The sequence below is a fragment of the Stenotrophomonas sp. YJH_SMC_14-1 genome, assembly GCF_059372275.1.
This window is the reverse complement of sequence record NZ_JCAFVK010000010.1, coordinates 32,939-57,761: the sequence shown is the minus strand read 5'-3', so window position 1 is coordinate 57,761 and position 24,823 is coordinate 32,939. Positions and strand designations below refer to the sequence as shown.

General features: G+C 66.8%; 26 protein-coding genes. 10 read left to right on the top strand and 16 right to left on the bottom strand.

All coding sequences use genetic code 11. The features are described from left to right. The first annotated feature begins 343 nt into the window (after nucleotides 1-343). Complete coding sequence (locus AC5P9P_RS17990) at nucleotides 344-790, top strand: REP-associated tyrosine transposase (protein WP_495232994.1); 447 nt, start codon at nucleotides 344-346, stop codon at nucleotides 788-790. Nucleotides 791-1,425: 635 nt separating this feature from the next. Here AC5P9P_RS17990 and AC5P9P_RS17985 read toward each other — a convergent pair. The 4 genes from AC5P9P_RS17985 to AC5P9P_RS17970 are packed head-to-tail and all read right to left on the bottom strand — an operon-like array spanning nucleotide 1,426 to nucleotide 5,347. Next, nucleotides 1,426-1,866 (bottom strand): DUF2894 domain-containing protein, encoded by a 441-nt coding sequence (locus AC5P9P_RS17985; RefSeq protein ID WP_395760172.1) that lies wholly within the window; start codon nucleotides 1,864-1,866, stop codon nucleotides 1,426-1,428. Further along, the gene (locus AC5P9P_RS17980; RefSeq protein ID WP_006449800.1) at nucleotides 1,784-2,422 is read right to left on the bottom strand and encodes an OmpA family protein; all 639 of its coding nucleotides are present in this window, start codon (nucleotides 2,420-2,422) and stop codon (nucleotides 1,784-1,786) included. The genes AC5P9P_RS17985 and AC5P9P_RS17980 overlap by 83 nt, the downstream gene beginning before the upstream one ends. After that, nucleotides 2,419-4,683 (bottom strand): DUF802 domain-containing protein, encoded by a 2,265-nt coding sequence (locus AC5P9P_RS17975; protein ID WP_495232993.1) that lies wholly within the window; start codon nucleotides 4,681-4,683, stop codon nucleotides 2,419-2,421. Before AC5P9P_RS17975 ends, AC5P9P_RS17980 begins: the two co-directional genes overlap by 4 nt. Before the next feature lie 10 nt (nucleotides 4,684-4,693). After that, entirely contained in the window at nucleotides 4,694-5,347 is a 654-nt protein-coding gene (locus AC5P9P_RS17970; RefSeq protein ID WP_033835609.1) for a DUF3348 family protein, read from the bottom strand. A gap of 145 nt (nucleotides 5,348-5,492) precedes the next feature. Here AC5P9P_RS17970 and AC5P9P_RS17965 point away from each other — a divergent pair, with 145 nt between their 5' ends. After that, on the top strand, nucleotides 5,493-6,413 hold the full coding sequence (locus AC5P9P_RS17965; protein WP_033835608.1) for a M14 family metallopeptidase: 921 nt from the start codon (nucleotides 5,493-5,495) through the stop codon (nucleotides 6,411-6,413). Here AC5P9P_RS17965 and eptA read toward each other — a convergent pair. The 10 genes from eptA to AC5P9P_RS17915 all read right to left on the bottom strand — a co-directional run bounded on the left by eptA (nucleotide 6,317) and on the right by AC5P9P_RS17915 (nucleotide 16,234). Then, a complete protein-coding gene (gene eptA, locus AC5P9P_RS17960) occupies nucleotides 6,317-8,128 on the bottom strand; it encodes a phosphoethanolamine transferase EptA (RefSeq protein ID WP_495232992.1) in 1,812 nt (603 codons plus the stop codon). The genes AC5P9P_RS17965 and eptA overlap by 97 nt on opposite strands. Nucleotides 8,129-8,201: 73 nt before the next feature. Next, on the bottom strand, nucleotides 8,202-8,588 hold the full coding sequence (locus AC5P9P_RS17955) for a diacylglycerol kinase (RefSeq protein ID WP_005409934.1): 387 nt from the start codon (nucleotides 8,586-8,588) through the stop codon (nucleotides 8,202-8,204). A gap of 60 nt (nucleotides 8,589-8,648) precedes the next feature. Continuing rightward, the gene (locus AC5P9P_RS17950) at nucleotides 8,649-9,881 is read right to left on the bottom strand and encodes a sensor histidine kinase (protein ID WP_495232991.1); all 1,233 of its coding nucleotides are present in this window, start codon (nucleotides 9,879-9,881) and stop codon (nucleotides 8,649-8,651) included. Then, a complete protein-coding gene (locus tag AC5P9P_RS17945; RefSeq protein WP_032962486.1) occupies nucleotides 9,878-10,552 on the bottom strand; it encodes a response regulator transcription factor in 675 nt (224 codons plus the stop codon). The genes AC5P9P_RS17950 and AC5P9P_RS17945 overlap by 4 nt, the downstream gene beginning before the upstream one ends. Nucleotides 10,553-10,655: 103 nt before the next feature. Continuing rightward, nucleotides 10,656-11,186, bottom strand: a complete 531-nt coding sequence (locus AC5P9P_RS17940; RefSeq protein ID WP_012480496.1) for a Cif family virulence factor — start codon at nucleotides 11,184-11,186, stop codon at nucleotides 10,656-10,658. A gap of 71 nt (nucleotides 11,187-11,257) precedes the next feature. Continuing rightward, nucleotides 11,258-11,605, bottom strand: coding sequence for an RcnB family protein (locus AC5P9P_RS17935; protein ID WP_495232990.1), 348 nt, complete (start codon nucleotides 11,603-11,605; stop codon nucleotides 11,258-11,260). 134 nt (nucleotides 11,606-11,739) lie between these two features. Next, nucleotides 11,740-13,176, bottom strand: coding sequence for an efflux transporter outer membrane subunit (locus tag AC5P9P_RS17930; RefSeq protein ID WP_495232989.1), 1,437 nt, complete (start codon nucleotides 13,174-13,176; stop codon nucleotides 11,740-11,742). Beyond that, nucleotides 13,173-14,057 (bottom strand): HlyD family secretion protein, encoded by an 885-nt coding sequence (locus AC5P9P_RS17925; protein WP_049403418.1) that lies wholly within the window; start codon nucleotides 14,055-14,057, stop codon nucleotides 13,173-13,175. Before AC5P9P_RS17925 ends, AC5P9P_RS17930 begins: the two co-directional genes overlap by 4 nt. Nucleotide 14,058: 1 nt before the next feature. Further along, the gene (locus AC5P9P_RS17920) at nucleotides 14,059-14,268 is read right to left on the bottom strand and encodes a DUF1656 domain-containing protein (RefSeq protein ID WP_049403417.1); all 210 of its coding nucleotides are present in this window, start codon (nucleotides 14,266-14,268) and stop codon (nucleotides 14,059-14,061) included. Between the two features lie 4 nt (nucleotides 14,269-14,272). Continuing rightward, the gene (locus AC5P9P_RS17915; RefSeq protein ID WP_329772600.1) at nucleotides 14,273-16,234 is read right to left on the bottom strand and encodes an FUSC family protein; all 1,962 of its coding nucleotides are present in this window, start codon (nucleotides 16,232-16,234) and stop codon (nucleotides 14,273-14,275) included. Between the two features lie 79 nt (nucleotides 16,235-16,313). On the opposite strand from AC5P9P_RS17915, the gene AC5P9P_RS17910 reads away from it, so the two are divergent. Next, the gene (locus AC5P9P_RS17910; protein WP_014647399.1) at nucleotides 16,314-17,108 is read left to right on the top strand and encodes an AraC family transcriptional regulator; all 795 of its coding nucleotides are present in this window, start codon (nucleotides 16,314-16,316) and stop codon (nucleotides 17,106-17,108) included. Between the two features lie 35 nt (nucleotides 17,109-17,143). On the opposite strand, the gene AC5P9P_RS17905 is transcribed toward AC5P9P_RS17910, so the two are convergent. Further along, the gene (locus AC5P9P_RS17905; RefSeq protein WP_049403415.1) at nucleotides 17,144-17,965 is read right to left on the bottom strand and encodes an alpha/beta fold hydrolase; all 822 of its coding nucleotides are present in this window, start codon (nucleotides 17,963-17,965) and stop codon (nucleotides 17,144-17,146) included. 1,124 nt (nucleotides 17,966-19,089) lie between these two features. Here AC5P9P_RS17905 and AC5P9P_RS17900 point away from each other — a divergent pair. Together AC5P9P_RS17900 and AC5P9P_RS17895 are read left to right on the top strand one after the other, a co-directional pair. Next, nucleotides 19,090-19,479 carry a hypothetical protein gene (locus AC5P9P_RS17900; RefSeq protein WP_049403414.1) on the top strand — a complete coding sequence of 130 codons (390 nt, stop codon included), beginning with the start codon at nucleotides 19,090-19,092 and terminating at the stop codon, nucleotides 19,477-19,479. Nucleotides 19,480-19,489: 10 nt separating this feature from the next. Then, a complete protein-coding gene (locus tag AC5P9P_RS17895) occupies nucleotides 19,490-19,825 on the top strand; it encodes a DUF6984 family protein (RefSeq protein WP_049403413.1) in 336 nt (111 codons plus the stop codon). Nucleotides 19,826-19,870: 45 nt separating this feature from the next. On the opposite strand, the gene AC5P9P_RS17890 is transcribed toward AC5P9P_RS17895, so the two are convergent. Beyond that, nucleotides 19,871-20,245, bottom strand: a complete 375-nt coding sequence (locus tag AC5P9P_RS17890; protein WP_049403412.1) for a hypothetical protein — start codon at nucleotides 20,243-20,245, stop codon at nucleotides 19,871-19,873. Nucleotides 20,246-20,812: 567 nt separating this feature from the next. On the opposite strand from AC5P9P_RS17890, the gene moaA reads away from it, so the two are divergent. Genes moaA through AC5P9P_RS17865 form a run of 5 tightly spaced genes read left to right on the top strand, consistent with a single transcriptional unit; the run spans nucleotide 20,813 to nucleotide 24,814 of the window. Next, the gene (gene moaA, locus AC5P9P_RS17885) at nucleotides 20,813-21,793 is read left to right on the top strand and encodes a GTP 3',8-cyclase MoaA (RefSeq protein ID WP_049403411.1); all 981 of its coding nucleotides are present in this window, start codon (nucleotides 20,813-20,815) and stop codon (nucleotides 21,791-21,793) included. Nucleotides 21,794-21,801: 8 nt separating this feature from the next. Then, entirely contained in the window at nucleotides 21,802-22,800 is a 999-nt protein-coding gene (moaCB, locus tag AC5P9P_RS17880) for a bifunctional molybdenum cofactor biosynthesis protein MoaC/MoaB (protein ID WP_049403410.1), read from the top strand. After that, on the top strand, nucleotides 22,797-24,050 hold the full coding sequence (locus AC5P9P_RS17875; RefSeq protein WP_049403409.1) for a molybdopterin molybdotransferase MoeA: 1,254 nt from the start codon (nucleotides 22,797-22,799) through the stop codon (nucleotides 24,048-24,050). Before moaCB ends, AC5P9P_RS17875 begins: the two co-directional genes overlap by 4 nt. Beyond that, on the top strand, nucleotides 24,050-24,310 hold the full coding sequence (locus AC5P9P_RS17870) for a MoaD/ThiS family protein (RefSeq protein ID WP_005409914.1): 261 nt from the start codon (nucleotides 24,050-24,052) through the stop codon (nucleotides 24,308-24,310). The genes AC5P9P_RS17875 and AC5P9P_RS17870 overlap by 1 nt, the downstream gene beginning before the upstream one ends. Before the next feature lie 3 nt (nucleotides 24,311-24,313). Then, entirely contained in the window at nucleotides 24,314-24,814 is a 501-nt protein-coding gene (locus tag AC5P9P_RS17865; protein WP_049403408.1) for a molybdenum cofactor biosynthesis protein MoaE, read from the top strand. The last annotated feature ends 9 nt before the right edge of the window (nucleotides 24,815-24,823 follow it).

The window sequence follows — 24,823 nt, the reverse complement described above, 5'->3', positions numbered from 1 at the left end:
GCCGGCAACCCACAGCACCGGTAGTGCCGGCCGCTGGCCGGCAACCCACAGCACCGGTAGTGCCGGCCGCTGGCCGGCAACCCATAGCCCCGGTAGTGCCGGCCGCTGGCCGGCAATCCATGGCCCCGGTAGTGCCGGCCGCTGGCCGGCAATCCATAGTCCCGGTAGTGCCGGCCGCTGGCCGGCAATCCATAGCCCCGGTAGTGCCGGCCGCTGGCCGGCAATCCATAGTCCCGGTAGTGCCGGCCGCTGGCCGGCAACCTCATTCAACTTCAGACATCTCCCAACCCCCATCGAGGCATGGCCCGACAGCCAACGCGCAATGATCGACCCACCATGGCGCATGAGCAGCCATCGCCTCCGTCTGGGCCGTCACTCGATCATCGGCCAGTCCTACGTTCTGACAACCACGACACACCAGCGCCGCCGGCTCTTTGAAAGCGAAGCTGCAGCAGCATGTGTAATCGACCAGTTCCACTACATCGAACAGCGCGGGCTCGTACAGTCACACGCATGGGTCGTCATGCCGGATCACGTCCACTGCATGTTCGAGCTGCGCGCAGCTCACCTTCCCGACATCGCGCGCCGGATGAAGTCGTCGAGCGCGCTTGCGCTGAATCGCTTGGTGGGGCGTCGATGTACGGTCTGGCAGCCTGGTTACTTCGATCACGCAGTGAGGGCCGAGGAGTCGCTGGCGCGACAGGCGCTGTACATCCTGGGGAATCCGGTACGCGCCGGTATTGCTGGGCAGATTGGTGAGTATCCGTATGCGTGGTCGGTCTGGTTGTGATGCCGGCCAGCGGCCGGCACTACCAAAGCAAAGGCGAAGCGCAGCGCAGATTGCGTTCCGGCGCAGAGAGCACCCTCGATGGTAGTGCCGGCCGCTGGCCGGCAACCCCATGACCCGCGCAGAGATGCATGGCTACCGGCCGGCAGCCGGCACTACCAGTCGATGTTCAGCGCGGCCATTCGCTGTTCAGCGCCGCTTGTGCGCGCCTCGGCCGTGGTCGGTCTGGTTGTGATGCCGGCCAGCGGCCGGCACTACCAAAGCAAAGGCGAAGCGCAGCGCAGATTGCGTTCCGGCGCACAGAGCATCCTCGGTGGTAGTGCCGGCCGCTGGCCGGCAACCCCATGACCCGCGCGGAGATGCATGGCTGCCGGCCAGCGGCCGGCACTACCAGTCAATGTTCAGCACGGCCATTCGCTGTTCAGCGCCGCTTGCGCGCGCCTCGGCCGTGGTCGGTCTGGTTGTGATGCCGGCCAGCGGCCGGCACTACCACAGCAAAGGCGAAGCGCAGCGCAGCTCAGATCGCGTTCCGGCGCACAGAGCACCCTCGGTGGTAGTGCCGGCCGCTGGCCGGCAACCTCATGACCTGCGCGGAGATGCATGGCTGCCGGCCAGCGGCCGGCACTACCAGTGAATGTTCAGCGCGGCTTGCGTGTCCGCTTCGGCTTCGCGGTATCTGCACCGCTGGCGGCACCGTCCTGCAGCGCCTGCAGCCACGACAACGTATCCACATAGTCGATGAAGTGCCGCAGGTAGCCGGGGCTGGTGGCCTGCATCGTGTCCAGCATGCGCTGCACCAGCACCGCCGAGTTCAGCGGGCCGCCGTCGGCAGGGGCCTCGGTGCGCAGTGAGCGGCGCACCTGCAGTTCGCTGCGCAGCTCCGACCACTCGCGCTGCACCTGCTGCAGCATCGGCACCTGCGGGTAATGCGGCAGCGAGCGCGACCCCGCATCGAGGTCGCGCACCAGTGCGCGCAGGCCTTCGAGCGCTGGCGGCTTACTTGGCATCCGGCGCCTTGGGCTTGGGAATCGGCGCGATTTCCACGCGACGGTTACGTGCGCGGCCGTCTTCGCTTGCATTGGAACTGACCGGCTGCTCGCTGCCGAATGCGGCGGCGAACACGGCGTCGGCCGGTACGCCATCGGCGATGAGCGTACGCGTCACGGTCAGCGAGCGCTGCGCGGACAGCTCCCAGTTGTCGGCGAAACGCCGATTGCCTTCGCGCACCGGTGCGTCATCGGTGAAGCCGCTGACCATCAGGATCTCTTCGCGGCTGCCCAGATAGGCGGCCAGCGGTGCGGCCAGGCTGCGCAGCAGCTCCTGGCCTTCCGGCTGCAGCTGGTCGGAGTTCAGCGCGAACAACACGCTGCCGCTGATGCCGATGCGGCCGTCGACCAGGGTCACGCGACCGGCGGCCAGCGGGCCAGCCAGTGCCTGCTCCAGTGTCTGCAGGCGCTTGGCTTCGGCCTGGCGCTGCTTCACTTCCTGGTCCAGCCGCTGCGACAGCTCCAGCTGCACCGCGACCACACCGACCAGTATCAGCACGAACGCGCCCAGCAGCACCGACATCAGGTCGCCGAAGGCGGCCCAGATCGGGGCGTGCGAACCGCCGTCGACCTCCAACTCGTCGCTCATGCGCTACCGGCCTTGCCGCGGCGCGCGGCCAGCTGCTGCAGTTCTTCCATCACCTGCTTCTGCGACAGCAGGCTGAGGTCGACCACCTCGCGCGCCTGCGCCACGTAGTAGGCCAGCTGCTCATCGCTGCGGGCCAGCGAGGCATCCAGTGCGCCGCCGATCTGTTCCAGGCGGCCGGACAGCTCGGTGGAGGCGCTGCCGAACTGCGCGACCGCTTCGCCGAAGCTGCTGGCCAGCTGTCCGACGTCGCCCGCGCTGCCGTGGAGCGCTGCGGCAATGCCATCCAGCTTGCCGGTCTCGGCGGCGATATGGTCGGTGAAGCGGTTGCCGACGCGTTCCAGCAGCTCGGCCGAGCCACCGACCAGTGCGTCCACAGCGGTGCGCTGTTCGTGCGAGGCGTGGTTGATCGCATCCAGCAGGGTCTGCACGGTGGCCAGCAGGCGTCCGCGTTCCTCCAGCATCGCGTTGTCACGCACCAGGCTCTCGGACAGCGTACTGCGCAGCTCGTTGATGACGTCGGCAGCGGCCTTGGGCGCGGCGGCGGCGGTCTGCAGCAGGGTGGACACTTCGGCCAGCGTGGCGCTGGCCTGTGCGCGACCGTTCTCGCCGATCTGCTGTGCGGTCTCCGCCAGCGTGTCGCAGACGCGCTGCTGCTGCGAGGCCAGGCGTTCGCCATTGGCCTGCAGGCGCTCGGCCAGCTCGGTGGAAACGTGCTGCAGAGCATCGCTCCAGCGCTGCAGGCGCTGTTCGTCGCCGGCCTGCAGCTGCGCCTGCAGGGCGGCGTGGGCCTGCTGCAACTCGGCGCTGACCGCGTCCCAGCGCGCCTGGCGTTGCTGCTCGCGGCTGTCCAGGCTGGCCTGCAGTTCGGCGTGCGCGGTGGCAGCGGCGGCCTGCGCGGCCTGCCAATCCTGCAAACGCTGCTGTTCGTGGTCCTGCAGCAGCGACTGGCTGGCGCTGTGCTGCTGCTCCAGTGCCTGCAGCAGCGCCTGCGCACGCGCGTCCAGATGCTCGCTGGCGGCGATCAACGCCTGCTGCTGGCGCTCGACCAGCGCGCTGTTCAGGGCCTGCTGCTGTTCGGCGGCAGCACGCAAGGCCTCCGCATTGTCCTGTGCATCGGCCTGCAGGCGCTCGCCGATACGTGTGACCAGCGCTTCGGCATGCGTGGCCTGTCCATCGCTGAAGGCCTGCAGGTGCTGGCGCAGGTCGCTCACCAGTGCCTGCTGTGCCTGGGTCTGTTCACTCACCACCTTGGCCCAGCTGGCCTTGGTGGCGACGCGACTGCGTTCGAAACCGTCGCTCAGGCCGGCCAGCTGCTGCTGCACGGCCTGCTCGACGCGGGCATGCAGTGCTTCGCCGTGATGGGCCAGGCCTGCCAGGGTGGTCTCGGCCATCGGCTGCAGCGCGCCACCGATGGCGGCGGCGCTGGCTTCAGCCCCTTCGCGCAGCGACTGCTGCAGCGAGACCGCCAGGCGTTCCTGCAGTGCCTGGCTCTGGGTCAGGAACTCGGCCTGGCCGGCCAGCAGGCGCTCATTGGCGGCCGCACTGTGCTGTTCAAAGGTGCTGGTCATCGCCTGCAGGCGGTCGACCAGCGCCGGCAGCGCCGCGGACTGCGCCTGCAGCAGGCGCAGCGATTCGGCACGCTGCCAAGCCTGCGAGTACGGATGCAGGTCGCCGGAAATGGCGCGGTCCAGCTGCTGCACGGCCTGCAGGCGGTCACGACGCATCAGCGCGGCCAGTAGACCGAGCATGGCCGAGCTGGCCACACCGGCGATCGAGGTGCCGAATGCCACCGCCAGACCCTGCACCGGCGAGGCCAGCGAGCCGCGGATCGCGGCCATGTCGGTCGCGCTCTGCAGGGCCAGTCCGGTGCCACGCAGCGTGTCCATCATGCCCAGCAGGGTGCCGAGCATGCCCAGCAGCACCAGCAGGCCGACCAGGTAAGGGGTCAGCACCGGAGCGGGCAGGGCGGTACGCTCGCCTTCCACGCGCAGGCGCACGGCGTTGCGCAGGCCTACCGGTACGCGCTCCAGCCAGGGAGCGAGGCTCTCCTTCGCGCTGGACAGGTCGTTCAGTGCGCTGCGCAGGCCGTTGCTGGCCTGGCGGTAGCGGTACAGCTCCACGCCACCGGCGATGTAGCAGGCCGCGATGATCGCCGCCACCGCTGCACCCAGCGGATGCACCGAAACATAGCCAATGCCGATCCAGCACACGGCCAGCAGGCCGACAAGGAAAACAACGACATGGAAAGCAGTTCTGGACATGGTGTTCCGGTCAGTGGGAGCGCAGGGCGTCTTGCAGCCCTTCGATCGGGTGGAAGCGCAGCTGCAGCTCGGCGAGCAGCAGGGTGCGCATGTCATGGCGGAAGGCCGCGCGCCAGCCGGGCTGGCCGTGCACGCGTTCAAAACGGGCACCGAGCACGGCCGGCGCAGTGGCCAGCAGGCTGTGCTCGCGCGGGGTGAGGGTCTGTTCCATCACCGCATCGACCTCGGCCAGCCGCGCCAGCTCGGGCGAAACCTGCACCAGCTGGTCGCGCAGGCGGCCGCGCAGGCGCCCGGTGGCGGTCTGGATGGCCTGCTGCAGTACCCGATAGCGCTGGCGCAGCGAGGCGAAGTTGGGTGCAGCGGCAGCTTCGGCCAGATCCAGCAGGCGCTCGGCCTCGGCGTCCTCACTGATCGAGGCCAGCAGGCTGGCGTGCGCCTGCGCGCAGTCGGCCAGCACATCCTCGACCGCCTCGGCGGCTTCACCGGGCTCGGGCAGGCGTCCGCCGAGCGCCCCGGACAGGGCCACGGCACGGCTCCAGTCCACCCACTGGCCGAGGCGATCGGTCAGGGCGGGACTGCTGGCCGGCATCGCGCCGTCGCTGAGACGGGCGAGCAGGCGGAGGAATTCCGGTCCACCCAGGACCGGCTGCGCTGCTTTCGCCATCAAGGGGTGAGGGGCCAAAAACCATTGATTTTACAACCAGATGACCTTGGCTGGATGAAGGCGGGGCCGGGGGAGGGGACCCGCGGGCGCGACAAGGCTTAGAATGACCGGCTGCACCCATCCCGTTCGACCCCTGGAGTACCCAATGACTGTTGCGCAGTTCTACCCGATCGGCACCCCCGGACAGCCCTGGGGCGACGCGGAACGCGCACAGTGGCGGGCCCGCCAGCAGCGCCAGCGCAGCTACCACGATGACGTTGTGGCCGCGCTCGAGCGCCTGGACGACAGCTTCGATGTGATCCAGTACGGCCAGCTGGACTATGCGCCGGACCATTACCCGCTGTTCGCCGTGGTCAACCACGACTGGAACCCGGCGCTGCCGACCGCGCTGATCACCGGCGGCGTGCACGGCTATGAGACCAGTGGCGTGCATGGCGCCCTGCAGTTCCTGGAACAGCAGGCCGAGCGCTACCTGGGCCGGCTGAACCTGATCGTGGCGCCGTGCGTCAGCCCATGGGGCTACGAGCGCATCCAGCGCTGGAACCCGGATGCCGTCGACCCGAACCGCAGCTTCCGTGACGGCGGCCAGATCGAGGAAGCCGCCGCGCTGATGCGCTGGGTGGCCGAGCGCAAGCCGAACCTGCTGGTGCACCTGGACCTGCACGAGACCACCGACAGCGACCTGCACGAGTTCGATCCGGCCCGCTGCGCCCGCGACGGCAAGCCGTTCGAGCGCGACACGATTCCGGACGGCTTCTACGTGATCGGCAACAGCGAGGATCCGCAGGCCGAGTTCCAGAAGGCCCTGATCGCCGCCGTCGCCCCGGTCACCCATATCGCCCCGGCCGACGCCGAGGGCAACCTGGTCGGCCTGCCGCTGCAGTCGCCGGGCGTGGTGTGGGGTGAGTCGCGCTCGATCGGCGCCTGCGCCGGCTTCACCGACGCGCGCTTTGCCACCACCACCGAGGTCTACCCGGACAGCCCGCGCACCAACCCGCAGGAATGCAACGACGCCCAGGTGGCGGCGGTGTGCGCGGGTCTGGATTTCGCCCTGGCGGCGCAGTAACGCGCCACGTTGCGGGCAGCGACCGGCATCAACCGGCGCCGTTCTTTGGCTGGCGAGGTGGCCACAGCCGGCGAAGCCGACGCGCGGCAGCCGGCGAAGACATCCAGATCGCGCCGGTAAACCGTACTGTTGACCCCGAACAGGCCCAGCAGTGAGTGGAAGACATTGTCGTGGCTGTGCGCCCGGTGCAGGGCATTCCCGCGCAGGCAGGCCAGGTCCACGCCCGCGTTGCGGCTGAACTCCGGTGAGAACCACATCACCATCGGCACCTGGGTCTGCTCGCGCGGCGCGATGAAGTAAGGCGTGCCGTGAAGGTACATGCCACGTTCGCCGAGCGACTCGCCATGGTCGGACACATAGATCAGCGCGACATCACGCTGGTCCGAATAGCCCTGCAGCAGGTCGATGGTCTTGCCAAGCATGCGGTCGGTGTGGACCAGGGTGTTGTCATAGGTGTTGACCAGCGCCTCGTTGCTGCACTGCTGGATCTGGTTGCTGTCGCAGGTCGGACTGAATGCCCGCGACTGTGCCGGGTAGCGTTCGAAGTAGGTCGGGCCGTGGCTGCCAAGCTGGTGCAGCACGACCAGGGCGTCGCCGTTCATGGCATCAATGCGGGTACCGAGCTGATGCAGCAGCACCTCGTCATAGCAGGTGCCGTCGGCATTGACACATTGGCCGGCCACCTTCAGCGCGGGCATGTCCTCGGTCGGCACGCGTTCGCACACGCCTTTGCAGCCACCGTTGTTGTTGTTGCGCCAGAGCACGCTGATGCCGGTGCGCTGCAGGATGTCGAGCACGTTCTCCTCGGTCGCTGCGCGTACATCGTCATACTGGCGGCGGGTCATCTGCGAGAACATGCACGGCACCGAGATCGCCGTTGCGGTTCCGCATGAGGAAACATCACTGAAGCTGATGACGCCTTCCTTGCGCGAGAGCCGGGGATTGGTCGCGCGTGGGTAGCCGTTGAGCTGGAAGTTCTGTGATCGCGCGGTCTCGCCGACGACCATGACCACAAGCTTCGGACGCGGGCCCGGTACGCGCCGTGCGTCCATGCCGATCGGGCGCAAGGGTTGCTGGCGGGCGCTGTAGAGGCCTTTCAGATAATCGTGGGTATGGCGCACGACATTCAACGGCAGCACTTGGTCACGGAGATAGCGGTTGTTGCGCAGCAGCGAGGAGTAGTCCTTGTAGAACGCGAAGCCGATTGCCAGCAGTACCAGCAATGACGCCAGAGCGCTGGCCGGCCACACCAGCAGCGAACGTATCGAACCGGCCCCGCTGGTGGTGCGCACCAGGGCGAGCCCGGCAGCAGGCAGCACGCCCAGCGCCAGCAGGGTCAACAGTAGTGGCAGCGACAGATAGGCGTTCAGTTCGGCCTGGTTGGTCTCGAACACGTTCTGCACCATGCTGCGATCGATCAGCACGTTGTAGTGCAGCATGAAGTAACTGCAGGCGGCGCTGACGACAACGAGCAGCACCAGCAGCGGCCTGCGCAGGAATGGCAGTGCCAGCAGTGGCGTCAGCATCAGGTTGAACAGGCAGAACAGCACCACCGGCAGGCTGACCAGGAACAGCACGCTGCGCACGCTGTTGAGGTCGACCAGCCCCCACAGCGTCTTCCAGAGGGCGATGTTTCCAATCGTGGTGAAGAACAGTGCGACGGCCCAGACCAGAACGATCGGATGGGGCCGTGGAAAACGGCGGCATTGACGCACGAGCAGGTTCCGTGGAGCGGGAGTGCGCGCAGTATCGAAACCGCTTTATCAGGAAGTTGTCAGGTTGGGCGGACTAGCCCAGCAGGATCACGCCCCACACCGCGCCCACCATCAACAGTGCGGTGGTCTGCGCGGCGCTGCCCATATCCTTGGCGTTCTTTGACAGGGGATGCTGTTCCAGGGAGATGCGATCAACCACCGCTTCGATCGCCGAGTTGAGCAGTTCCACCAGCAGGCTGATGAAGCAGACCGCCAGCACTATCGCGCGCTCGACCGCGCTGATGTCCAGTACGAACGCTGCAATGATCAACAGCGCGTGCAGAAGCAGCAGCTGACGAAAGGCTGCCTCGCCGCGGAAGGTGGCGACGAATCCATCGCGCGAATGGATGAGGGTGTGGAAGATGCGGCTCAGGCCGGTCTTCCCGTGCGGGTACTTGCCGCTGTCCTTGGGGTGCTGCATGCGGTTTTCCGCCGTGAAGTGAGCAATTCCCAGCATGTGCGCGCGTGCGTCAGGAAATCGTCAGAGGGGCCACTCCAGGCTGAACCGGCATCCCTGCTGCGATGAATGCACCGTCATCCTCCAACCCAGGTGCTCGACGATGCGCTGCACGATCGACAACCCCAGCCCCTCGCCGCTGTGCACGCTGCCGGGCACGAAGCGCTGGAACAGCTGTGGATCGATACTGGAGGGCAGGCCGGGCCCCGTGTCGGCGACGACGAGTGCGGCGTCGTGAAGGGAGATCCGGACTTCGCCGCTTTCGGTGTACTGGCAGGCGTTGCGCAGAAGGTTCCAGATCACGCTGTGCGCAAGATCCGCGTTGGTGTGCAGCACGGTGTCATGCAGGGCATCAAACGCAACGATCACCGGCTTGCCGGAAAGCCAGGGCTGGCACCGCTCCATGCAGCATTCAACCAGCGCACGCAGGGCCACCTCGTTGCGTGGCACGGTGCTGGGGGCGCGAGAGAGCAGCAGCAGGCAGGTCAGCTGGCGCTGCATCTCCTGGGTGGTGCGCAGGATGCGCTCGGCACTGGGAACCAGGTGGCTGTCGGCCGGAAGCTGGCAGGCCAGCGTCTCGGCAGCACCACCGATGATGGCCAGCGGCGTGCGCAGCTCGTGGCTGGCATCGCCACTGAAGCACTGCTCGCGATGCAGGAACCGTTCGAGCTCGTCGCTGTGCCGGGCGAAGGCGCGGGCGAGTACACCAATCTCGTCGCGCGCGTCCTGATAGGGAAAGGGCTTCTGGCCGTCCTGCACCGCATCGGCCAATCGTGTGATGGGTGCGATGACGTGGGTCGCTACCTTGCGACCGATCAGGAAGGCGCCAAGCACGCAGATCGAAATGACCAGTGCCGCAAAGGCACTGATCAGGTATTCCAGATAGCCATAGGGGGCTGCGTCCTGCAGCAGGTAGTAACGTTGGCCGGCACTGTCGAAGACGCGCAGGTGCCACTCGTTGGGTGCTGCTTCGCCGTGGTAGCCCGGACCGTACTGGCGCAGGACCATCGGCACGCTATGGCTGTCGTACAACTGGCTACCCGAGGGCAGGGCGGGGTGTTCGCCACGGGCCAGTGCTCCCTGCAGCTTCCGCACGGCACTATCCTGGGTCCGCGCGACGACAGCGGCCCGGACCTGATCGTAGTCCACCTGTTCGGCCAGTACGATGAAGCCCATGGCACCGGCCATCAACAGCACGAACGAGATCGTGATGCGGGTACGCAGGCTCAGGCGGCGGTAGAGGGAGGCAGGGGTCACGCCTGCATGCGCCAGCCGACGCTGTGCACCGTGGTGATCAGCGCGGTGTCGAAGCTGCGGTCCACCTGCAGGCGCAGCTCATGGATGTGGGTTCGCAGCGCACCGCTGTCCGGTGGCTCGTCGCCCCAGACCAGGTATTCCATCTCCTGCTTGCGCACCACGGCCGGCGCCGCACGCACCAGGCACATCAGCAGCTTGTGCGACGTGGGCGTCAGCGCAATGCAGCGGCCTTGCCGCCAGGCTTGTGGCGAGCGCGTGTCCACCTGCAGGTCCTTCCACGCCAGCACGCTCTGGACCTGGCGACCCTGCGCCCGTCGTACGAGGGCCTTGATCCGCGCATCCAGTTCCGTCAGCGAGAACGGTTTGACCAGGTAGTCATCCGCGCCCAGGGCCAGGCCCTGCACGCGGTCTTCGACCGGATCGCGCGCGGTCAGCATCAGGATCGGCACCGGGTTCTGGAACTCCTGGCGCAGCTTCTGGCACAGCGTCATGCCGTCCAGCCGCGGCAGCATCAGGTCCAGCAGGATGGCGTCGTAGTCGTGCTGCGTGGCCCGGCGCAGTCCGCTGGCGCCGTCGCGGGCGTCGTCCAGTACGTAACCCAGCGGTTCAAAGAAGGCATACAGGTTGGCAACCAGCTCGGGGTTGTCTTCGATGATCAGCAGGCGGGTCATGGCATGCGTCCTTGCGCGTGGCCGAACTCTGCCCGATCGCTGGCCGAATGCCAATGCCCTTGCTGAATGGATCGCGGGTGAGGGCGCCCGCATCAAGCCCTGCTCAATCGGCCGGGCTGCGTGAATCGCGGACCGAGTAGATCACCGAGAAGATCTTCCAGCCCTGCTCGGTGCGGATCAGCTGCCACATTTCCTTGCCCCAGTTGGTCTTCACCCCATCGTCGTGGAAGCTGTAGTCAAACGAGACCGAAGCCACATCACCATCCGTCTCGATCTTCGTGTTGGAGAACTTCTCTTCCTTCGGCTTCGGCGAGGCCACCGCCCCGTCGATCAGCGCGATGAAGTTGTTTGCAGGAATCTGCCGCGCCTTGATTGCATCGGGCTTGGCCTTGCGGATGTCCTGCAGGCGCACATCCTCGGAAACGAACTGCCAGCCGATGTCTTCTGGTTTGTCCGAGAAGAACAGGCCCATGTAGGTCGGCTTGTCCTTGTTGATCAGCGAAGTACGGAACGCTTCGACCACCTGTTCGATCGCTTTTACATCCGCCGCTGATGGCTGCTGGCTTGCGTGGGCCGGCTGGCCTGCGATGAGGCCAACAATGAGAAACGCGCTCTGGAATCCGGTGGTTCGCATCATTCATGTCGGCCGCAGTGTGGTGGGAGCGCGCCAGGGCCACGGCTACAGGGCCCCGGCGCGCTCCGCATTCAACGATGCAGCGCGTCAACAATCAAGCCGGTGGCGATCTCCACCAACAGGTACTCGTTGTCGGACTGGCGCACCCAGCGCCGGTCGCGGCCCGGCTCGCGCAGGTCATAGCGCGCGTAATCGTTCACCCAGTAGCGGCGGTCCACTTCGGCCCACGGAAGGCGCTCGCCACGTCGCCAGGCCTTCTTCTGCCAGCCCGGCGGCGGCGCATCGCGGCGGTGCGGGCCGCCTGCGTGCGGCGGCGGGCCGTTGCCTCGGGCGTGGTGCGGCGGATCGGCGAAGGCGGGGGCCGCGGCCAACGCGGTGGCTGCGCTCAATGCGATGGCAAGCAAACGTGTGGTCTTCATGGGGATGCCTCCGTCATGGCCGCAGCATGCGGCGCTGTGGCGGGAATATAGGGCAATCCATGTGAATGAATGCGGGTGTAGGCGGTAATTTCCTGAACAGACGGCGCGGCCTGCAGTCGTGGCCAGACAACGGGTCATTGGACCGCGCCCGGGGCCGAATCCGTTGCGGCCCAGCCTCCGCCCAACGACAGGAAAAGATCCATCTGCCGGTCAATGCGCGCCGCGCGCGACGCGGCCAATGCGGACTCCGCATCTGCCAGCTCGGCCTGGGCCGAAAGCACGTCGAGAAAATCGATCCTGCCGAAGCGGTAGAGTTGCTGTGCCTGTTCGGTGGCCCGGGCTGCGTCCCGACGCGCGTGCGCCAGGCTGCGCTCGCGTTCAAGCTCCTGCGTGCAGGCAGAAAGCGCGGTCTGGGTCTGGCGCAGTGCCTGCAGCACGACTCCGTCAAGGGAAGCGAGAGCGGTCTCCGCATTGGCACCGGCCGCCGCGATGCGGGCCTTGGCTACGCGGCGGTTGGGCCAGTGCCATGACAGCACGGGACCGATGCTCGCACCGAAGCCGTCGGCCGACAGCAGATGCGCCGGTGTGCCGGCCACGCCCGAAGAGGCGCCCAGGGTGATCTGCGGATAGAGACCCGCCGTCTCGACACCGATCATTGCAGTCGCGGCGGCCAGGCTGCGTTCGGCTGCGCGTACGTCAGGGCGTCGCTGGAGCAGCTGCCAGCCATCACCGACCGGCAGCGCCTGCTCCAGCTCCGGGGCACGCGGGCACGCTTCTGCCTCCCTGGGATAATCTGCCGGGAGCCTGCCCATCAATGCGGCCAGTTCGAACAGCGAGGCCTGCCGTTCCGCCAGCAGGTGCGGTATCGCCGCCGCGCTGCGATTGACGGCGGCACCGGCACGGCTGACATCGAAGTCCGTTCCGCGCCCGCCGGCAGCCAGCCGTCGGGTTGCCTCCAGCGTGGCGCGCTGTATTGCCAGCACTTGCCGGGTTGCAGTGAGCGTGTGATTGCTTGTGCACACCTGGAGATAGGCACGGGTGACGGCCGCAGCGACGACCACGCGGACCTGGTCGCGTGCCGCAGCAATCGCCTCCGTGTCCGCGTTGGCGGCTTCGATGCCGCGGCGGATGCCACCTGCGAGATCCAGCGGATAGGAGAGGTGGAGGCCCAGCGCGTACGACTGCGGCGCGGCCGACGCCTGGGTGTAGCCACCGGCATGGACGAGCGTGCCCGATGCATCCACGTCCCCTTGCACGGCACCGCGCGCGCGGTACTCCAGCACGGTCGCGCTGGCGCGCCGGAGGTTGGCATCGGCGGCGCGCAGGTCGGTATTGGCCGCCAGAGCATCGCGTACGTAGGCGTCAAGCTGAGGGTCGCCATACAGTCGCCACCACCGATCCGGTGGCGCGTCGTGGCTGAACGATGCGTCCTGGCCCGAGACGAACGCCCGCGCCGCTCGTGGGGAGGCTGCGACAGCGCTCGCCGGCAGGTGATAGTCGGGGCCGGACACGCAGGCCGTCATCGGCAGCAGCAGGGCAAACAACCCACAACGTACTGTCCGCACGCTCACTTGCAGGCTCCCGCTGCCGAGGGCGTGATGGTCACATTTGCGGTGCGACCTACGATCAGGCGCGTATCCGGCGGCGCATCATCGATACGGATGCGTACCGGGATGCGCTGTGCCAGCCTCACCCAGGTATAGGTCGGCGCCACGGCGGGCAGCAGGTTGTGCGTGCTTGAGCGCTGATCGTCGGCAATGCCGGCGGCGATGCTGTCAACGTGTCCGCGGACATCGCGGGTGTCGCCCATCAGCCGGGCCACGGCGGCATCGCCCTCGGTGATGCAGGTCAGTTTGGTTTCCTCGAAGTAGCCTTCGATACGCAGGCTGTGGGTGTCGATCAGCGCCAGTGCCTGCGCACCGGGTTGCAGGTAGTCGCCCGCGTGCAGGTCCAGGTTGGTGACGATGCCGTCGGTGGTTGCGCGCACCTCGGTGCGTTGCACGTTGAGCTGGGCGACGCGCTGTTCGGCTCGTGCCTGGGCCAGGGCGGCCAGTTCGGTATCGACCTTGGCGGCATTGCGTTCGCGTGTTTCCGAGGCGACCAGGTTGCCAAGTGCGTTGTCCCGTGTCGATTCGCGGCGGGCCAGCGCCAGCGTGGCGCGAGCGCTGCTGACCGCTGCATCGGCCTTCTCAAGCGCGGCAGTGAAGCGCGGTTGATCCAGCACCAGCAGCAGCTGTCCGGCGCTGACCCGCTGGTTGTCGTGCACCAGCACCTGGGTGACCAGCCCCCCCATGTCCGATGCAACGCGCACCACATCGGCGCGCACCCGCCCATCCCGCGTCCACGGGCGCATTTCGTAACGCTTCCAGATGGACAGTGCGGCGACGACAGCAATCGCGAATACAACCAGCGTAGCGCTCCAGCGCCCGATGACGGCAAGCAGGTGTTTCATTTCATTTCTCGAGCAGGGGCGAGAGCCGGATCATCAGCTCCACCAGGGTCACGAACAGGGACAGGCCCACCAAGGGCCGCGCGGCGAACAACCGGTACAGGCCGAGGCTGGCGAGCAGGCGTGAGGTCAGCATCGACAGCGCCAGCGCGGCGGCGGCCACGGCGAGCAGGCCGGGAATGAGCACGCCATCAATGGAAAGATCAGAGAGCATGTGGTCAGTGCCGATGGTTAAGCGGGGATGCCAGCAGGTCGCGGCGCAACCCGCTGAGCAGGTGCGACAGATGCTCACGATCAGCCCCGGTGCTGGCCGCAGCTGCCTCGCGCATGCGGTCCAGCAGTTCCAGAAGATGGATGTCGACACTGCGTGCCGTGTGGGCGCGAACCCCGAAATGTGCAGCGATGCGTTCGACCAGCGCAGCATGAAGCGCCCGAACCTGCGGGTTGTGCAGCCGCTTTTCCAGCGCGCGGAGTTGGCTGGATGCACGTGCCGCACGAACGTCCGCAAACAACGCCCGCAGGTCGTGCGCGGCGCTGGAACGGCCCTGCAACCTGGGAGCGAGCAGCCCGATTCGATCCAGCATTCGGCTAAGCCACGCGCGGGTCACATCACCTTGTCCGGCGGCGTGTCGTGCGATATCCCGACGGATGGAACCCTCCAACCGCGTGCGGTTGCGGCCCGCATCGGCGGTCTGGAACAACTGCATGCTGCACAGTGCCATTGCCGTACCGACGAACAACGCAACGCTGTTGTTGAGTGCGCCGACGATGTTGGTCGAATTGGTCGCGCCCAGGCCGGCGATGAGCGGAAACGTCAGCACCACGCCCAGCGCAGCCATGATGAAGGGCGGCCGGGCCAGGAACGATCCGCATAGCAGCAGCGCAGGCGCCAGCGCGGCCATCAGGCCGACGAAATCGGACAGCGCGGGGAAGATCAGCAGACCGTAGAGCAGGCCGACGGCAACGCCGATGCACGATCCCACCAGGTAGCGCATGACATGCGGTGCCGGCGCTTCGATCGTGCCGAACAGCACGCACGCCGTGCCGATGATGGACACCGCCGTGGCGCCGTCCGACCAGCCCGTGATGATCCACAGCACGCAGCTCAGCAGGATGCCGACGAACGCGCCCAGCGCGCTGCGCGCGGCGTTCCTGTGATCCCGGTGAATCACTGCGCCCTGCACATTCCGCGCAAGACGGTCAGGCACATGCAGGCGCCAGTCGGGGCGGGCAGTGTGCAGTTGTGCCTGCAGCACGCGGCAGTCGGCGTGGGCGAGGTCGAGCTCGGCCTGTTGAGCGGCGAGGCTGGCCTGCAGCAGATCGCGCCAGCCGCTTGCATCCATTGTGCCGGCCTGCGGTGAACGCAGCGGAGCGATGGAATCTTCCACCGCGCTGGACAGCATCAGTACGTCCAGCATCCGGTCATGCAGGGCACGCAGGATCTGCACCTGGGCGACGCCGTGGGCGCTGTCGAAGGGCAGGTGGATCGACAGCACATGCAGCTCGAGCAGGTCGGCGGCCACTTTCGAGCGGTCCGTCGCCAGCACCGTGTCCGATGCACTGGCGCGCATGTCGCGTGTCCATCGTTCCGCATCTTCCAGCACCGCAGCAACCCGTGCGTGCACGCGCATCGAAACCCGGCGCGGCAGCACCAGTCCATGTACCAGCGTTGCGGCCAGGATGCCGATGGCGATTTCCTGCACCCGCGTGACGGCAATGGTGAACACTTCTCCCGGCACCATGACCGCAGGAAACCCGATCAGGCTGGTGGTATAGCCGGCCAGCAGGAACGCGTACGCACGTGGCGTGCGGTCGAGCATCGCCAGGTACAGGCACAGCGCCATCCAGGTGGCGAGCGCGGCGCTCAGCACCAAGGGCGCATTGGCGAAGCGTGGCACCAGCGCGACGGTGGCGACGGCCCCGCCCACGGTACCGAGCAGGCGGAACAGGCCGCGGCTGAGCGTTGCCCCGGAAAGAGGCTGTGATACCAGATAGACCGTGCCGATCACCCAGAACGGGCGGTTCAGGCCGACCCTTAGAGAGACATAGAGCCCCAGCGACGCGGCGAGCAGGCATTTGAGCGAGAACAGCACCGCCTCCTGGTCGGTCCTGACGGCAGGGCTTTTAAACCGCGCAAATGCCTGGAGCAGGTGGGGGCGGAGCGGGCTGGAGGAGTGCATGCGGCTCATCCTAGTGATCGGCCGGCATGGCGAATTTCGCTACAATGACAATCAATCACTAAAACCGGTCAATGTGAGAATGGCTCGCATTTCGCTCCCCGGCTTTGACCTGGACCCGGACGAGACCGATCGCCCGGCGGTTGCCAGCCGCCTGCAGGTGGCCGAGCACGACGCGGAAATTCCGGTGCATGAGCATCGAAAGGGTCAGCTCATTCTTGCGCTGCATGGGGCGGTGACCTGCGAAGTGGCCAATGCGCTGTGGATCGTGCCGCCCCAGTGTGGCGTCTGGATTCCGGGCGGCATGCCGCACAGCAACCGCGCCACCGCCAACGCGCGCCTGTGCTACCTGTTCGTCGAGCCCGGCATCGTCGACCTGCCGGCGCAGTGCGTGACGCTGGCCATCTCGCCGATGCTGCGCGAGATGATCCTGCACCTGGCCGACGCGCCGCTGGACTATCCGCATGGCAGCCACACCGACCGGCTGGCGCGGGTGTTGCTGGACGAGCTGGTACAGATGCCGGCCGAGCATCTGTCGCTGCCGGTCAGCCATCACCCGAAGGTGCGTGCGCTGGCGGCGGCGCTGTCGGCGGATCCGGCAGACCGCAGCACCATCGGCCAGTGGGCCGTGCGCCTGGCCCTGGGCGAGCGCACGTTGACCCGCCTCATCGAACGGGAAACGGGATTGTCCTTCGGGCGCTGGCGGCAGCAGCTGCACCTGCTCATCGCCATTCGTGAACTCGCCGCCGGTGCACCGGTACAACGCGTTTCCGAGACGCTGGGCTATGAGTCGGTGACGGCCTTCATCACGATGTTCAAGAAAGCGCTTGGCCTTTCCCCGGCGCGGTACTTTGCGGTGCGCCTGCGTGGGCAGTAGCCGGGAACAACGGGGGAGGCCGTTGCCTGGAACGGCTACTTCAAGGTGCCGGAGACTGATTGAATCGCGGCCACCACCGCAGCGGGATCCTCGCGCTGGAGGGTGTGGCCGGTTGCCAGGTAGCGGTGCGAGCCGCGCGTGAACCCCGAGAAGAGCAGGGCGTGCTGCGCCTTCCAGAGCGCCTTGCCCGCTGCGGTTTCCTCGAAGAACAGCGGTTCGGCAGCCAGCTGCGTTGCAGTCAGCAGCGCTACCGGCACGTCCGGCATCGTGCGCGGGGTTTCCGCACCGGGTGCATCCAGCTGTTCGGTCAGCACGGCGTAGTCGGCGGCCATGGCTGGCGGCAGCATCGCCCGCAGCTGGGCATCATCTGCCTGCACGCGGGCACTGTCGGCCTGCTTGAACGCATGGCGCTGACCCATCGTGGCCGGGTCCACCAGCACCAGGCCCTGCAGGCGCTCCGGATGGCGGCGTGCAAACTCCGTGGCCAGCAGGCCGCCATAGGAGTGACCCACCAGCACAACGCGGCGACCGGGAGCGAGCGTATCGATCACGGCCGTGAGGTCGGCCAGATGCGCATCGATGCGCTTGGGGTGACCGTCGCTGCCGGACTTGCCGAGTCCCGCACGGGCGTAGGCGATGCTGTGGTAGTCGCGCCCCAGACCGGCAACCACCTCCTTCCAGGCCCCCGCGCCCTGCCCGAAACCGGATTCAAAGACCACGGTGATCGGGCCGGCCCCCATCTCTTCGGCCTGCAGTGTGTAAGCGCCTCGATCCACCTGGATTTCCCCTGCGTGCGCGGTGCCCACTGCGGCCATCATGGCGGCCAGCGCCCACAACGTCACTCGGCTGCTTTTCATTGCCATTCCCTTGGGCCGTGACGCGTGCCAGCCCTTCCGATGGGCCAGGTCTGCAGCGGAGTGCCACAGCCTGCCGACCTCGCGACAGGTCGTGCTGGTAATGTAGTGAGGTATAACACCTAATCCCTGTGCAGGAAGTCATGGTGCATGAGGTCGCTGCGCCTGTGCTGCGGGTTGTTCCGCCCGCCTATCAACGCGGCTGACCTTGCCGGCATCTGGTGCGTCGGATCTGACGCTGCTTTTGCCCATTGTCGCCGGCGTTGCAGCATTTGGAGGAAGGGATGCCGGCAATCTATTAGGTTGCATTGGCTATCGTCTGCGCTATGGTTGGAACTCAAACTGTGTATTGAGCCCTATGAAGCTGACGCGCGGATGGTTTCTTGCACTATCTGTAATGTGGCTGGCCATTTCCGCTTTGATGCTGTGGCTGGGCCGAATCTGGGATGCGTTTGGTGCCTTCCTGGCTGCGACAGCCTTCGTTCTCGTTGCCTTTAGGAGAAAGCGGCATTTTGCAGACGGGTCCCCGGAATAGCGGGCCTTCTCAACCACCTCTTTGCAAGGGAGCTTGAGATTATGACGTCATAGGTAATCGCATCGCGCTGGTCACCTCGGCAGGTACCGCCAGCTACACCATCCGGCAACTGTTGACCGTGGTGAATGCGAACGTCAGTGCGCTCAACAGGTGCATTAACAATGCGAAGAAGGGGCGAAGGTGAGGTATGCCGCAGCTGTCATTGCCGGTCTGGTTCTGGCCGGCTGTGCAACATCGGGTGGCGATATGATCGTGCGCGTCTCGGGAAGCGTGCCGCCAGGTCAGGGTGACGTTCGCGCTCTCGATTGTGAGCTGAGCATGCTCGGGGAGGGCGAAGGTGTAGTTTCGTCGAAACCGGTTGGAAGCACATTCTCGGTCCCCATGATGGTCGTTGCAGGGCCGGAACCCAGAAGCTACCAATTCGCAGTCGAATGCAGGGACGGTCGAAGGTTCGCATCCAAGGAAGTACGGATCAGTAGTCGGCGGTCCTATGCCCGGGACCTCAACCTTGGGGAGCTTCAGGAGCGGGGAGAGAGAGGAAGGGGCGGATGAGGTCGCACCACCGTCGTATGAATCTGGCGGATTCCAGTAGATGAACCAAGATTTCAACTCCCTTGAATGGTGTGACGCCACGTTGCTGGCCTTCAACATTGACAGGAGCAATCCTGGTGTGTGCGATGAGGTAAAGGTCCGGGTGCGCTGGCCGGATGGTCGGGAGTCAATCGTTTGCTTCCCGGAAGCCTACGGTTGCTCCGCGCTCATAAACTTCGGCGTACTGGGGGAGGAGGGAATAGAGTTCGCCATGGTGGACGATGACGAGCCGGGACTTGCTCATCTTCTTGATCGTTGGAAGGCGGTCGGCTATCCGCTGTCCGGTCTGAAGTGTTTCCGTATCGAGACCAGCTCGACCGGAAGCGTCATTCTCATCTACGCCAGGACATGGCGGATCGAGCATCTGCCGATGGCGGATGCAGTGCCCTGAAGGACATTCCGTGCCCAGATTCCTCACCCCCGACGAGGTCTCCCTCATCCACAGGCTTCTGCCCGAGACGACCGAGCTGTCCGAACGGTTGTTGAAGGATCTGGCACTCGCCCAGGTGGAGGACGTGGAGGTCGTCGGATTCGGGGGCGTGGTGTTCCTGTCCAGCACGACCCAGGTTTTCGGAAGCGACATTGCCACGGCCATGCTTGCCGATGCCGACGGCGTACCGGTGAGGGTCACCTTGTGCCTGGACAATCACGATCAGCTCTTCGAGCTGGAGCTGTGCAAGGTGGACTTCTCGCCGATCATCGGCGTCGATCTGAGGAGCGCTTTCAGCGAGTACTGACGCCTGCTGAAAGCGATCCAAGCTGAAGGGCGTTGCGCATCGCCTTCACCCTTCGGGCTGCAAGCGCCCCACCGCCTGCGCGCACAACGACTGGCAGGCCATGACCAACCCCTCCATCACTCGGTCGCCCACGTACTCTTCGGGTTCGCCGTTCTGCCGGGTGCGTTTGGCCGCCAGCAGCATTTCCAGCACCACCCGCAACCCGCTCAACGCGCAATCGGCATCGGCCAGGGCCAGGCAGCGCCCGGGCAGCTGATGCCGCTCCGGCCACGGCTGCCCATCAGCCGCCGCACCGGAGCCGATGCGGTGGAGATTGGCAATGAAGGTGTTCCTGTCCACTGTTGGCGCAGCCTGTGGCGAACCGTCGTCGCCGGCGGTGCTGCGGTAGGCGTGCAGATGCGGGAAGTCCGATTCGTTCATGGCAAGGCTCCGTGCAGGGCAATCGGTAGCCGCCACCCATAAAAGTGGCGGACGGTACGTGGTTCGAACACCGGGTTGATGTCAGTCCGGCGGGCCCGAAGGCCCCCACGCACCGCCCGCCATAGCCGGCAGACGGATTGCCAGCCGGCGCCACGCTAAGGTGGCGCCGGCTGGCAAGCGCATACATCAACATCAACTCGGGTGTTCGAAGCCCGGGCACCCTTTTCCGGTGGCACGCCATCTGAGCCCCTGGCGCTGTGCAATGCCAATCAGAAGAGTTGCAAACATCACTCGATTGGAGACGCTTTTGGCATTCTCACATGCAGTTGAGCACCGCCAGCGCTGGCTGGCGTGGGGATCCGCCCGCACCGTGCAATCTGCGACAGGTGTCGAGGTTGCCACGGCGAACGGGACGGGCGGGGAGGGCCTATCACGACAGGCGGTGCCAATTCAGGCTGCGGGCTGTCCCGGGTTGACGCTTTCAACGCCCCAGCGCACTCTGCGGGCTGGGGTCGACAACCCGATCAGGGGCAGGGCTGCAGGGTGGTACCAGGAGGCGGAACAGCCATGAGCCAACTCACCGACAGCTTCGGACGCAGCTTTCCGTACCTGCGCTTGTCGCTCACCGAAGCCTGCAACTTCCGGTGCAGCTACTGCCTGCCCGACGGGTACCAGGCCGATGGCCGCCCGCGTTTCCTGCAGGTGGAGGAGATCGGCCGCCTGGTGCGGGCCTTTGCCGCGCTGGGCATGAGCAAGATCCGCCTGACCGGTGGCGAGCCCAGCCTGCGCAAGGATCTGGACGAGATCATCGCCACCGTGGCGGCGGTGCCGGGCATCCGCAAGGTGGCCATCACTACCAATGGCACGCTGCTGCCGCGGCGCCTGCCGGGCTGGCACCGGGCCGGGCTGACCGCGCTGAATGTGAGCATGGACAGCCTGCAGCGCGAGCGTTTCCACACCATCACCGGGCATGATCGCCTGCCGGAGATAAAGCAGGGCCTGGCCCTGGCGCAGGCGCTGGGCCTGCCGGCGATCAAGCTCAACGCGGTGCTGCTGCGCGGCCTGAACGACGACGAGCTGCCGCAGTGGATGGATTACCTGCGTGACCGCCCCTTCAGCGTGCGCTTCATTGAACTGATGCGCACCGGCGACAACGAAACCTACTTCCAGCGCCATCACCTGCGCGCCGATCGGGTGATCGAGCAGTTGCTGGCCGCTGGCTGGCAGGAGCGGCCGCGCGCCGCCGACGCCGGCCCGGCGCGCGAGTTCGGCCACCCCGACCATCGCGGCAGCATCGGCATCATTGCCCCGTATTCGCGTGACTTCTGCAAGGGCTGCAACCGCCTGCGGGTGACCGCCAAGGGCGACCTGCGGCTGTGCCTGTTCGGCGAGTTCGGCGTGCCGCTGCGCCCGCTGCTGCAGCGCGACGAGGACCATGACGCGCTGCTGGCACGCATCACCGCCCAGCTTGGCCTGAAAGCGGCCGGGCATGGACTGCACCAGGGCCAGACCGGGCTGACCCCGCACCTGGCCTCCATCGGAGGATGAGCAACACGATGAGTGGGGAATTGAATGCGGCCTTCCATATGGCCGATGTGCGCAACAAGCGCATCAGCCGCCGCCGTGCGGTGGCGGTGGGCGAGCTGCATGCCGGTCCGGTGGCCTATCCGCTGATCGTCGAGCGCCGCCTGCCCAAGGGCGATGCGCTGGTGATGGCCGAGATTGCCGGCCTGCAGGGCGCGAAGATGGCCTCGATGCTGATGCCGCTGTGCCATCCGCTGCCGCTGGAACTGGTGCAGGTGTTCTGCGCGCCGGTGCCGGAGCGGCAGGCGATCCGCGTGTGGTGCGAGTGCGCCAGCGAGGCGCGCACCGGCGTGGAAATGGAAGCGTTGGCCGGCGTCAACGCGGCGCTGCTGACCCTGTACGACCTGAGCAAGCCGGTGGAGCCGGCGTTGCGCATCGAAGGCATCCGCCTGCTGTTCAAGGAGGGCGGCAAGCGCGGCGTCTGGCTGCACCCGGATGGCATGGACGAGACCGAGCGCGTGCGTTTCAACCCACGTGCACCTAAGGGGTTGGAGGGTGCGGCCTGCGCGGTGATTACGCTGAGCGATCGCGCCAGCGAAGGCACTTATGAGGATGTGTCCGGCCCGACCCTGGTGACCGGCCTGAGAAAGCTGGATGGCGACGTAGTGGCCGCCGAAGTGCTGCCCGATGGCATCGAGCCGTTGGCGGGCCGCCTGCAGGCCTTGGCTGCCGAGGGCGTGCGCCTGTGCCTGTGTACCGGTGGTACCGGGCTGGGCCCGCGTGACCTGACCCCGGAAGCGCTGCGTTCCTTGAACGCGCGGCCGGTGCATGGCCTGGCGCAGATGGTGCGGGCGCTGAGCGCACAGCACACGCCGATGGCCTGGCTGAGCCGCGCCGAGGTGGTACAGCTGGGCAACATGCTGGTGTTTGCATTGCCGGGCAGCCCGAAGGCGGCGGCGCAGTGCCTGGATATCCTGGCGCCGGTACTGGGCCATGCCCTGGCGATGGTCGAGGGGGATGGCCACGCATGATCACCTACAGCGAAGCCCTGCAGCACCTGCTGGACGCGGCCACGCCGCTGCCGGCCGAACGTCTGCCGCTGCATGAGGCCAGAGGCCGTACCCTGGCCAGCGACATCCTCAGTGGGCAGTCGCTGCCGCCGTTCGACAATTCGGCGATGGACGGCTTCGCGCTGCGCGCCAACGGCGCGACGTTCGAGGCCGGTACCGAATTTGCCGTGCAGGGTTGGCAGGCGGCCGGCGATGCTGGCGCCGAAGGCGGCGAGGGTGCCTGGGAAATCATGACCGGTGCGCGCATGCCGGTTGGGCTGGATACGGTGGTGCCGGTCGAGAATGTGGAGATCCTCGCCAGCGAGGACGGCCGCCCGACCCGCATCGCCCTGAAGACATCGGTGAAGCCGGGCCAGAACGTGCGCCTGCGCGGCGAGGATGTGAGCGACGGCGAGCGCGTGCTGCGGGCCGGGCAGCTGCTGGGCATCAACGCGCGCACCCTGCTGCATGCCATCGGCGTGGGCGAGGTGGCAGTGGTGGCACGGCCGAAGGCGGCGGTGATCGCCACCGGCAGGGAACTGGTGACCGAGGCGGCGCAGGCGCTGGAATCCGGTCAGATCCGTGACAGCAACCGGCCGTACCTGGTCGGCCGCCTGCAGGCCGCCGGTGCCGAGGTGGTCTGGCAGGGCACGGTGGGCGATGACGTGGCCGCGTTCAATGCGGTGCTGGATGCAGCGCTGGACGCGGGTGCGCAGCTGTTGATCAGCACGGGCGCGGTGTCGGCCGGCCGCTACGATTTCATTCCCGACGCGCTGCGCGGCCGGGGGGCGCGCATCGTGTTCCACAAGGTGGCGATCCGCCCCGGCAAGCCGTTGCTGTTCGCGGTGCTGCCCAATGGCGCGCTGTATTTTGGCCTGCCGGGCAACCCGGTCTCCGCTGCCGTGGGCCAGCGCTTCTTTGTCGAGCCGGTGCTGCGCCGCCTGCTGGGGCTGGCACCCGAGCAGGTGCTGACGTTGCCGCTGCAGGCCGACGTGCGCACGCCGCCGGGCCTGCGCTTTCATGCGCGGGCCCGGGTGGAAGTGGACGCGCAGGGCCGCCTGAGTGCGCGCGTGCTGGCCGGGCAGGAGTCGTTCCGTTTGATGTCCATGCTGCAGGCCAACGCCTGGGTGGTGCTGGAAGGCGAGGGCGGTCTCGCCCCTGCCGGCACGCCAGTGCGCGTGCAGGGCTGGGGTCATCAGGACCCTGTGCAGCTGGCGAGCCAGGAGCCGTGATGAGACAGGTGAATCTGCAATTGTTCGGTGCGTTTTCCGATCTGGATGCCAGCCGCGAGATTGCCGTGGACGTGGCCGGTGGCACCGTGGCCGATCTGCGCCAGGCGCTGCGCGAGCTGCTGCCGCTGCGTTGGCCGGGTTTCCGTGCCGGCCTGCTGGATTATTCGGCGTTCGCCGACCAGCAACGCGTGCTGCGCGACCACGAGGCGCTGCCCGACGATGGCCGGGTGGCGATCCTGCCGCCGGTGAGTGGGGGCTGAGCGATGAGCGAGATGATCATCGCCAAGGTGGTGGATCGCGCGCAGGCGGCGATCGATCCGGCCGAGGGCATCGCGGCAGTGTCCGATCCTGGCTTCGGCGGCATCAACGTGTTCATCGGCAAGGTGCGCGATGTCAATGTGGGCCGACGGGTGACCGGGATCACCTACGATCTGTTCGAACCGCTGGTGCTGAACGAGTTCAAGCGCCTGGCCGCCGAGGTCGAAGCCACGTTCGGTCCGAAGCTGAAGCTGTATGTGGCGCATGCCAAGGGCCGGCTCGGCATCGGCGATGTGGCGGTGGTGGTGGCCGCCGGCAGCCCGCACCGTGACGAAGCGTTCCGGGCCTGCCGGCAGTTGATCGAGGTGGTCAAGCACCAGTGCCCGATCTGGAAGCAGGAGCATTACGAGGACGGCGACAGCCAGTGGAGCGAAGGTTGCAGTCTGTGCCATGCGGAAAGTGAACCTTCGCACTCCCATGACCATACGCATGACCACGGGCATTGACCGCGCCCT

What these genes read in the sequence shown, in the direction of transcription:
- AC5P9P_RS17990 (WP_495232994.1), top strand. Translation starts at nt 344, where the DNA reads ATGAGCAGCCATCGCCTCCGTCTGGGCCGTCACTCGATCATCGGCCAG.
- AC5P9P_RS17985 (WP_395760172.1), bottom strand. Translation starts at nt 1,866, where the DNA reads ATGCAAGCGAAGACGGCCGCGCACGTAACCGTCGCGTGGAAATCGCGC.
- AC5P9P_RS17980 (WP_006449800.1), bottom strand. Translation starts at nt 2,422, where the DNA reads ATGAGCGACGAGTTGGAGGTCGACGGCGGTTCGCACGCCCCGATCTGG.
- AC5P9P_RS17975 (WP_495232993.1), bottom strand. Translation starts at nt 4,683, where the DNA reads ATGTCCAGAACTGCTTTCCATGTCGTTGTTTTCCTTGTCGGCCTGCTG.
- AC5P9P_RS17970 (WP_033835609.1), bottom strand. Translation starts at nt 5,347, where the DNA reads ATGGCGAAAGCAGCGCAGCCGGTCCTGGGTGGACCGGAATTCCTCCGC.
- AC5P9P_RS17965 (WP_033835608.1), top strand. Translation starts at nt 5,493, where the DNA reads ATGACTGTTGCGCAGTTCTACCCGATCGGCACCCCCGGACAGCCCTGG.
- AC5P9P_RS17955 (WP_005409934.1), bottom strand. Translation starts at nt 8,588, where the DNA reads ATGCAGCACCCCAAGGACAGCGGCAAGTACCCGCACGGGAAGACCGGC.
- AC5P9P_RS17945 (WP_032962486.1), bottom strand. Translation starts at nt 10,552, where the DNA reads ATGACCCGCCTGCTGATCATCGAAGACAACCCCGAGCTGGTTGCCAAC.
- AC5P9P_RS17940 (WP_012480496.1), bottom strand. Translation starts at nt 11,186, where the DNA reads ATGCGAACCACCGGATTCCAGAGCGCGTTTCTCATTGTTGGCCTCATC.
- AC5P9P_RS17935 (WP_495232990.1), bottom strand. Translation starts at nt 11,605, where the DNA reads ATGAAGACCACACGTTTGCTTGCCATCGCATTGAGCGCAGCCACCGCG.
- AC5P9P_RS17925 (WP_049403418.1), bottom strand. Translation starts at nt 14,057, where the DNA reads ATGAAACACCTGCTTGCCGTCATCGGGCGCTGGAGCGCTACGCTGGTT.
- AC5P9P_RS17920 (WP_049403417.1), bottom strand. Translation starts at nt 14,268, where the DNA reads ATGCTCTCTGATCTTTCCATTGATGGCGTGCTCATTCCCGGCCTGCTC.
- AC5P9P_RS17915 (WP_329772600.1), bottom strand. Translation starts at nt 16,234, where the DNA reads ATGCACTCCTCCAGCCCGCTCCGCCCCCACCTGCTCCAGGCATTTGCG.
- AC5P9P_RS17910 (WP_014647399.1), top strand. Translation starts at nt 16,314, where the DNA reads ATGGCTCGCATTTCGCTCCCCGGCTTTGACCTGGACCCGGACGAGACC.
- AC5P9P_RS17905 (WP_049403415.1), bottom strand. Translation starts at nt 17,965, where the DNA reads ATGAAAAGCAGCCGAGTGACGTTGTGGGCGCTGGCCGCCATGATGGCC.
- AC5P9P_RS17900 (WP_049403414.1), top strand. Translation starts at nt 19,090, where the DNA reads ATGAACCAAGATTTCAACTCCCTTGAATGGTGTGACGCCACGTTGCTG.
- AC5P9P_RS17890 (WP_049403412.1), bottom strand. Translation starts at nt 20,245, where the DNA reads ATGAACGAATCGGACTTCCCGCATCTGCACGCCTACCGCAGCACCGCC.
- moaA (WP_049403411.1), top strand. Translation starts at nt 20,813, where the DNA reads ATGAGCCAACTCACCGACAGCTTCGGACGCAGCTTTCCGTACCTGCGC.
- moaCB (WP_049403410.1), top strand. Translation starts at nt 21,802, where the DNA reads ATGAGTGGGGAATTGAATGCGGCCTTCCATATGGCCGATGTGCGCAAC.
- AC5P9P_RS17875 (WP_049403409.1), top strand. Translation starts at nt 22,797, where the DNA reads ATGATCACCTACAGCGAAGCCCTGCAGCACCTGCTGGACGCGGCCACG.
- AC5P9P_RS17870 (WP_005409914.1), top strand. Translation starts at nt 24,050, where the DNA reads ATGAGACAGGTGAATCTGCAATTGTTCGGTGCGTTTTCCGATCTGGAT.
- AC5P9P_RS17865 (WP_049403408.1), top strand. Translation starts at nt 24,314, where the DNA reads ATGAGCGAGATGATCATCGCCAAGGTGGTGGATCGCGCGCAGGCGGCG.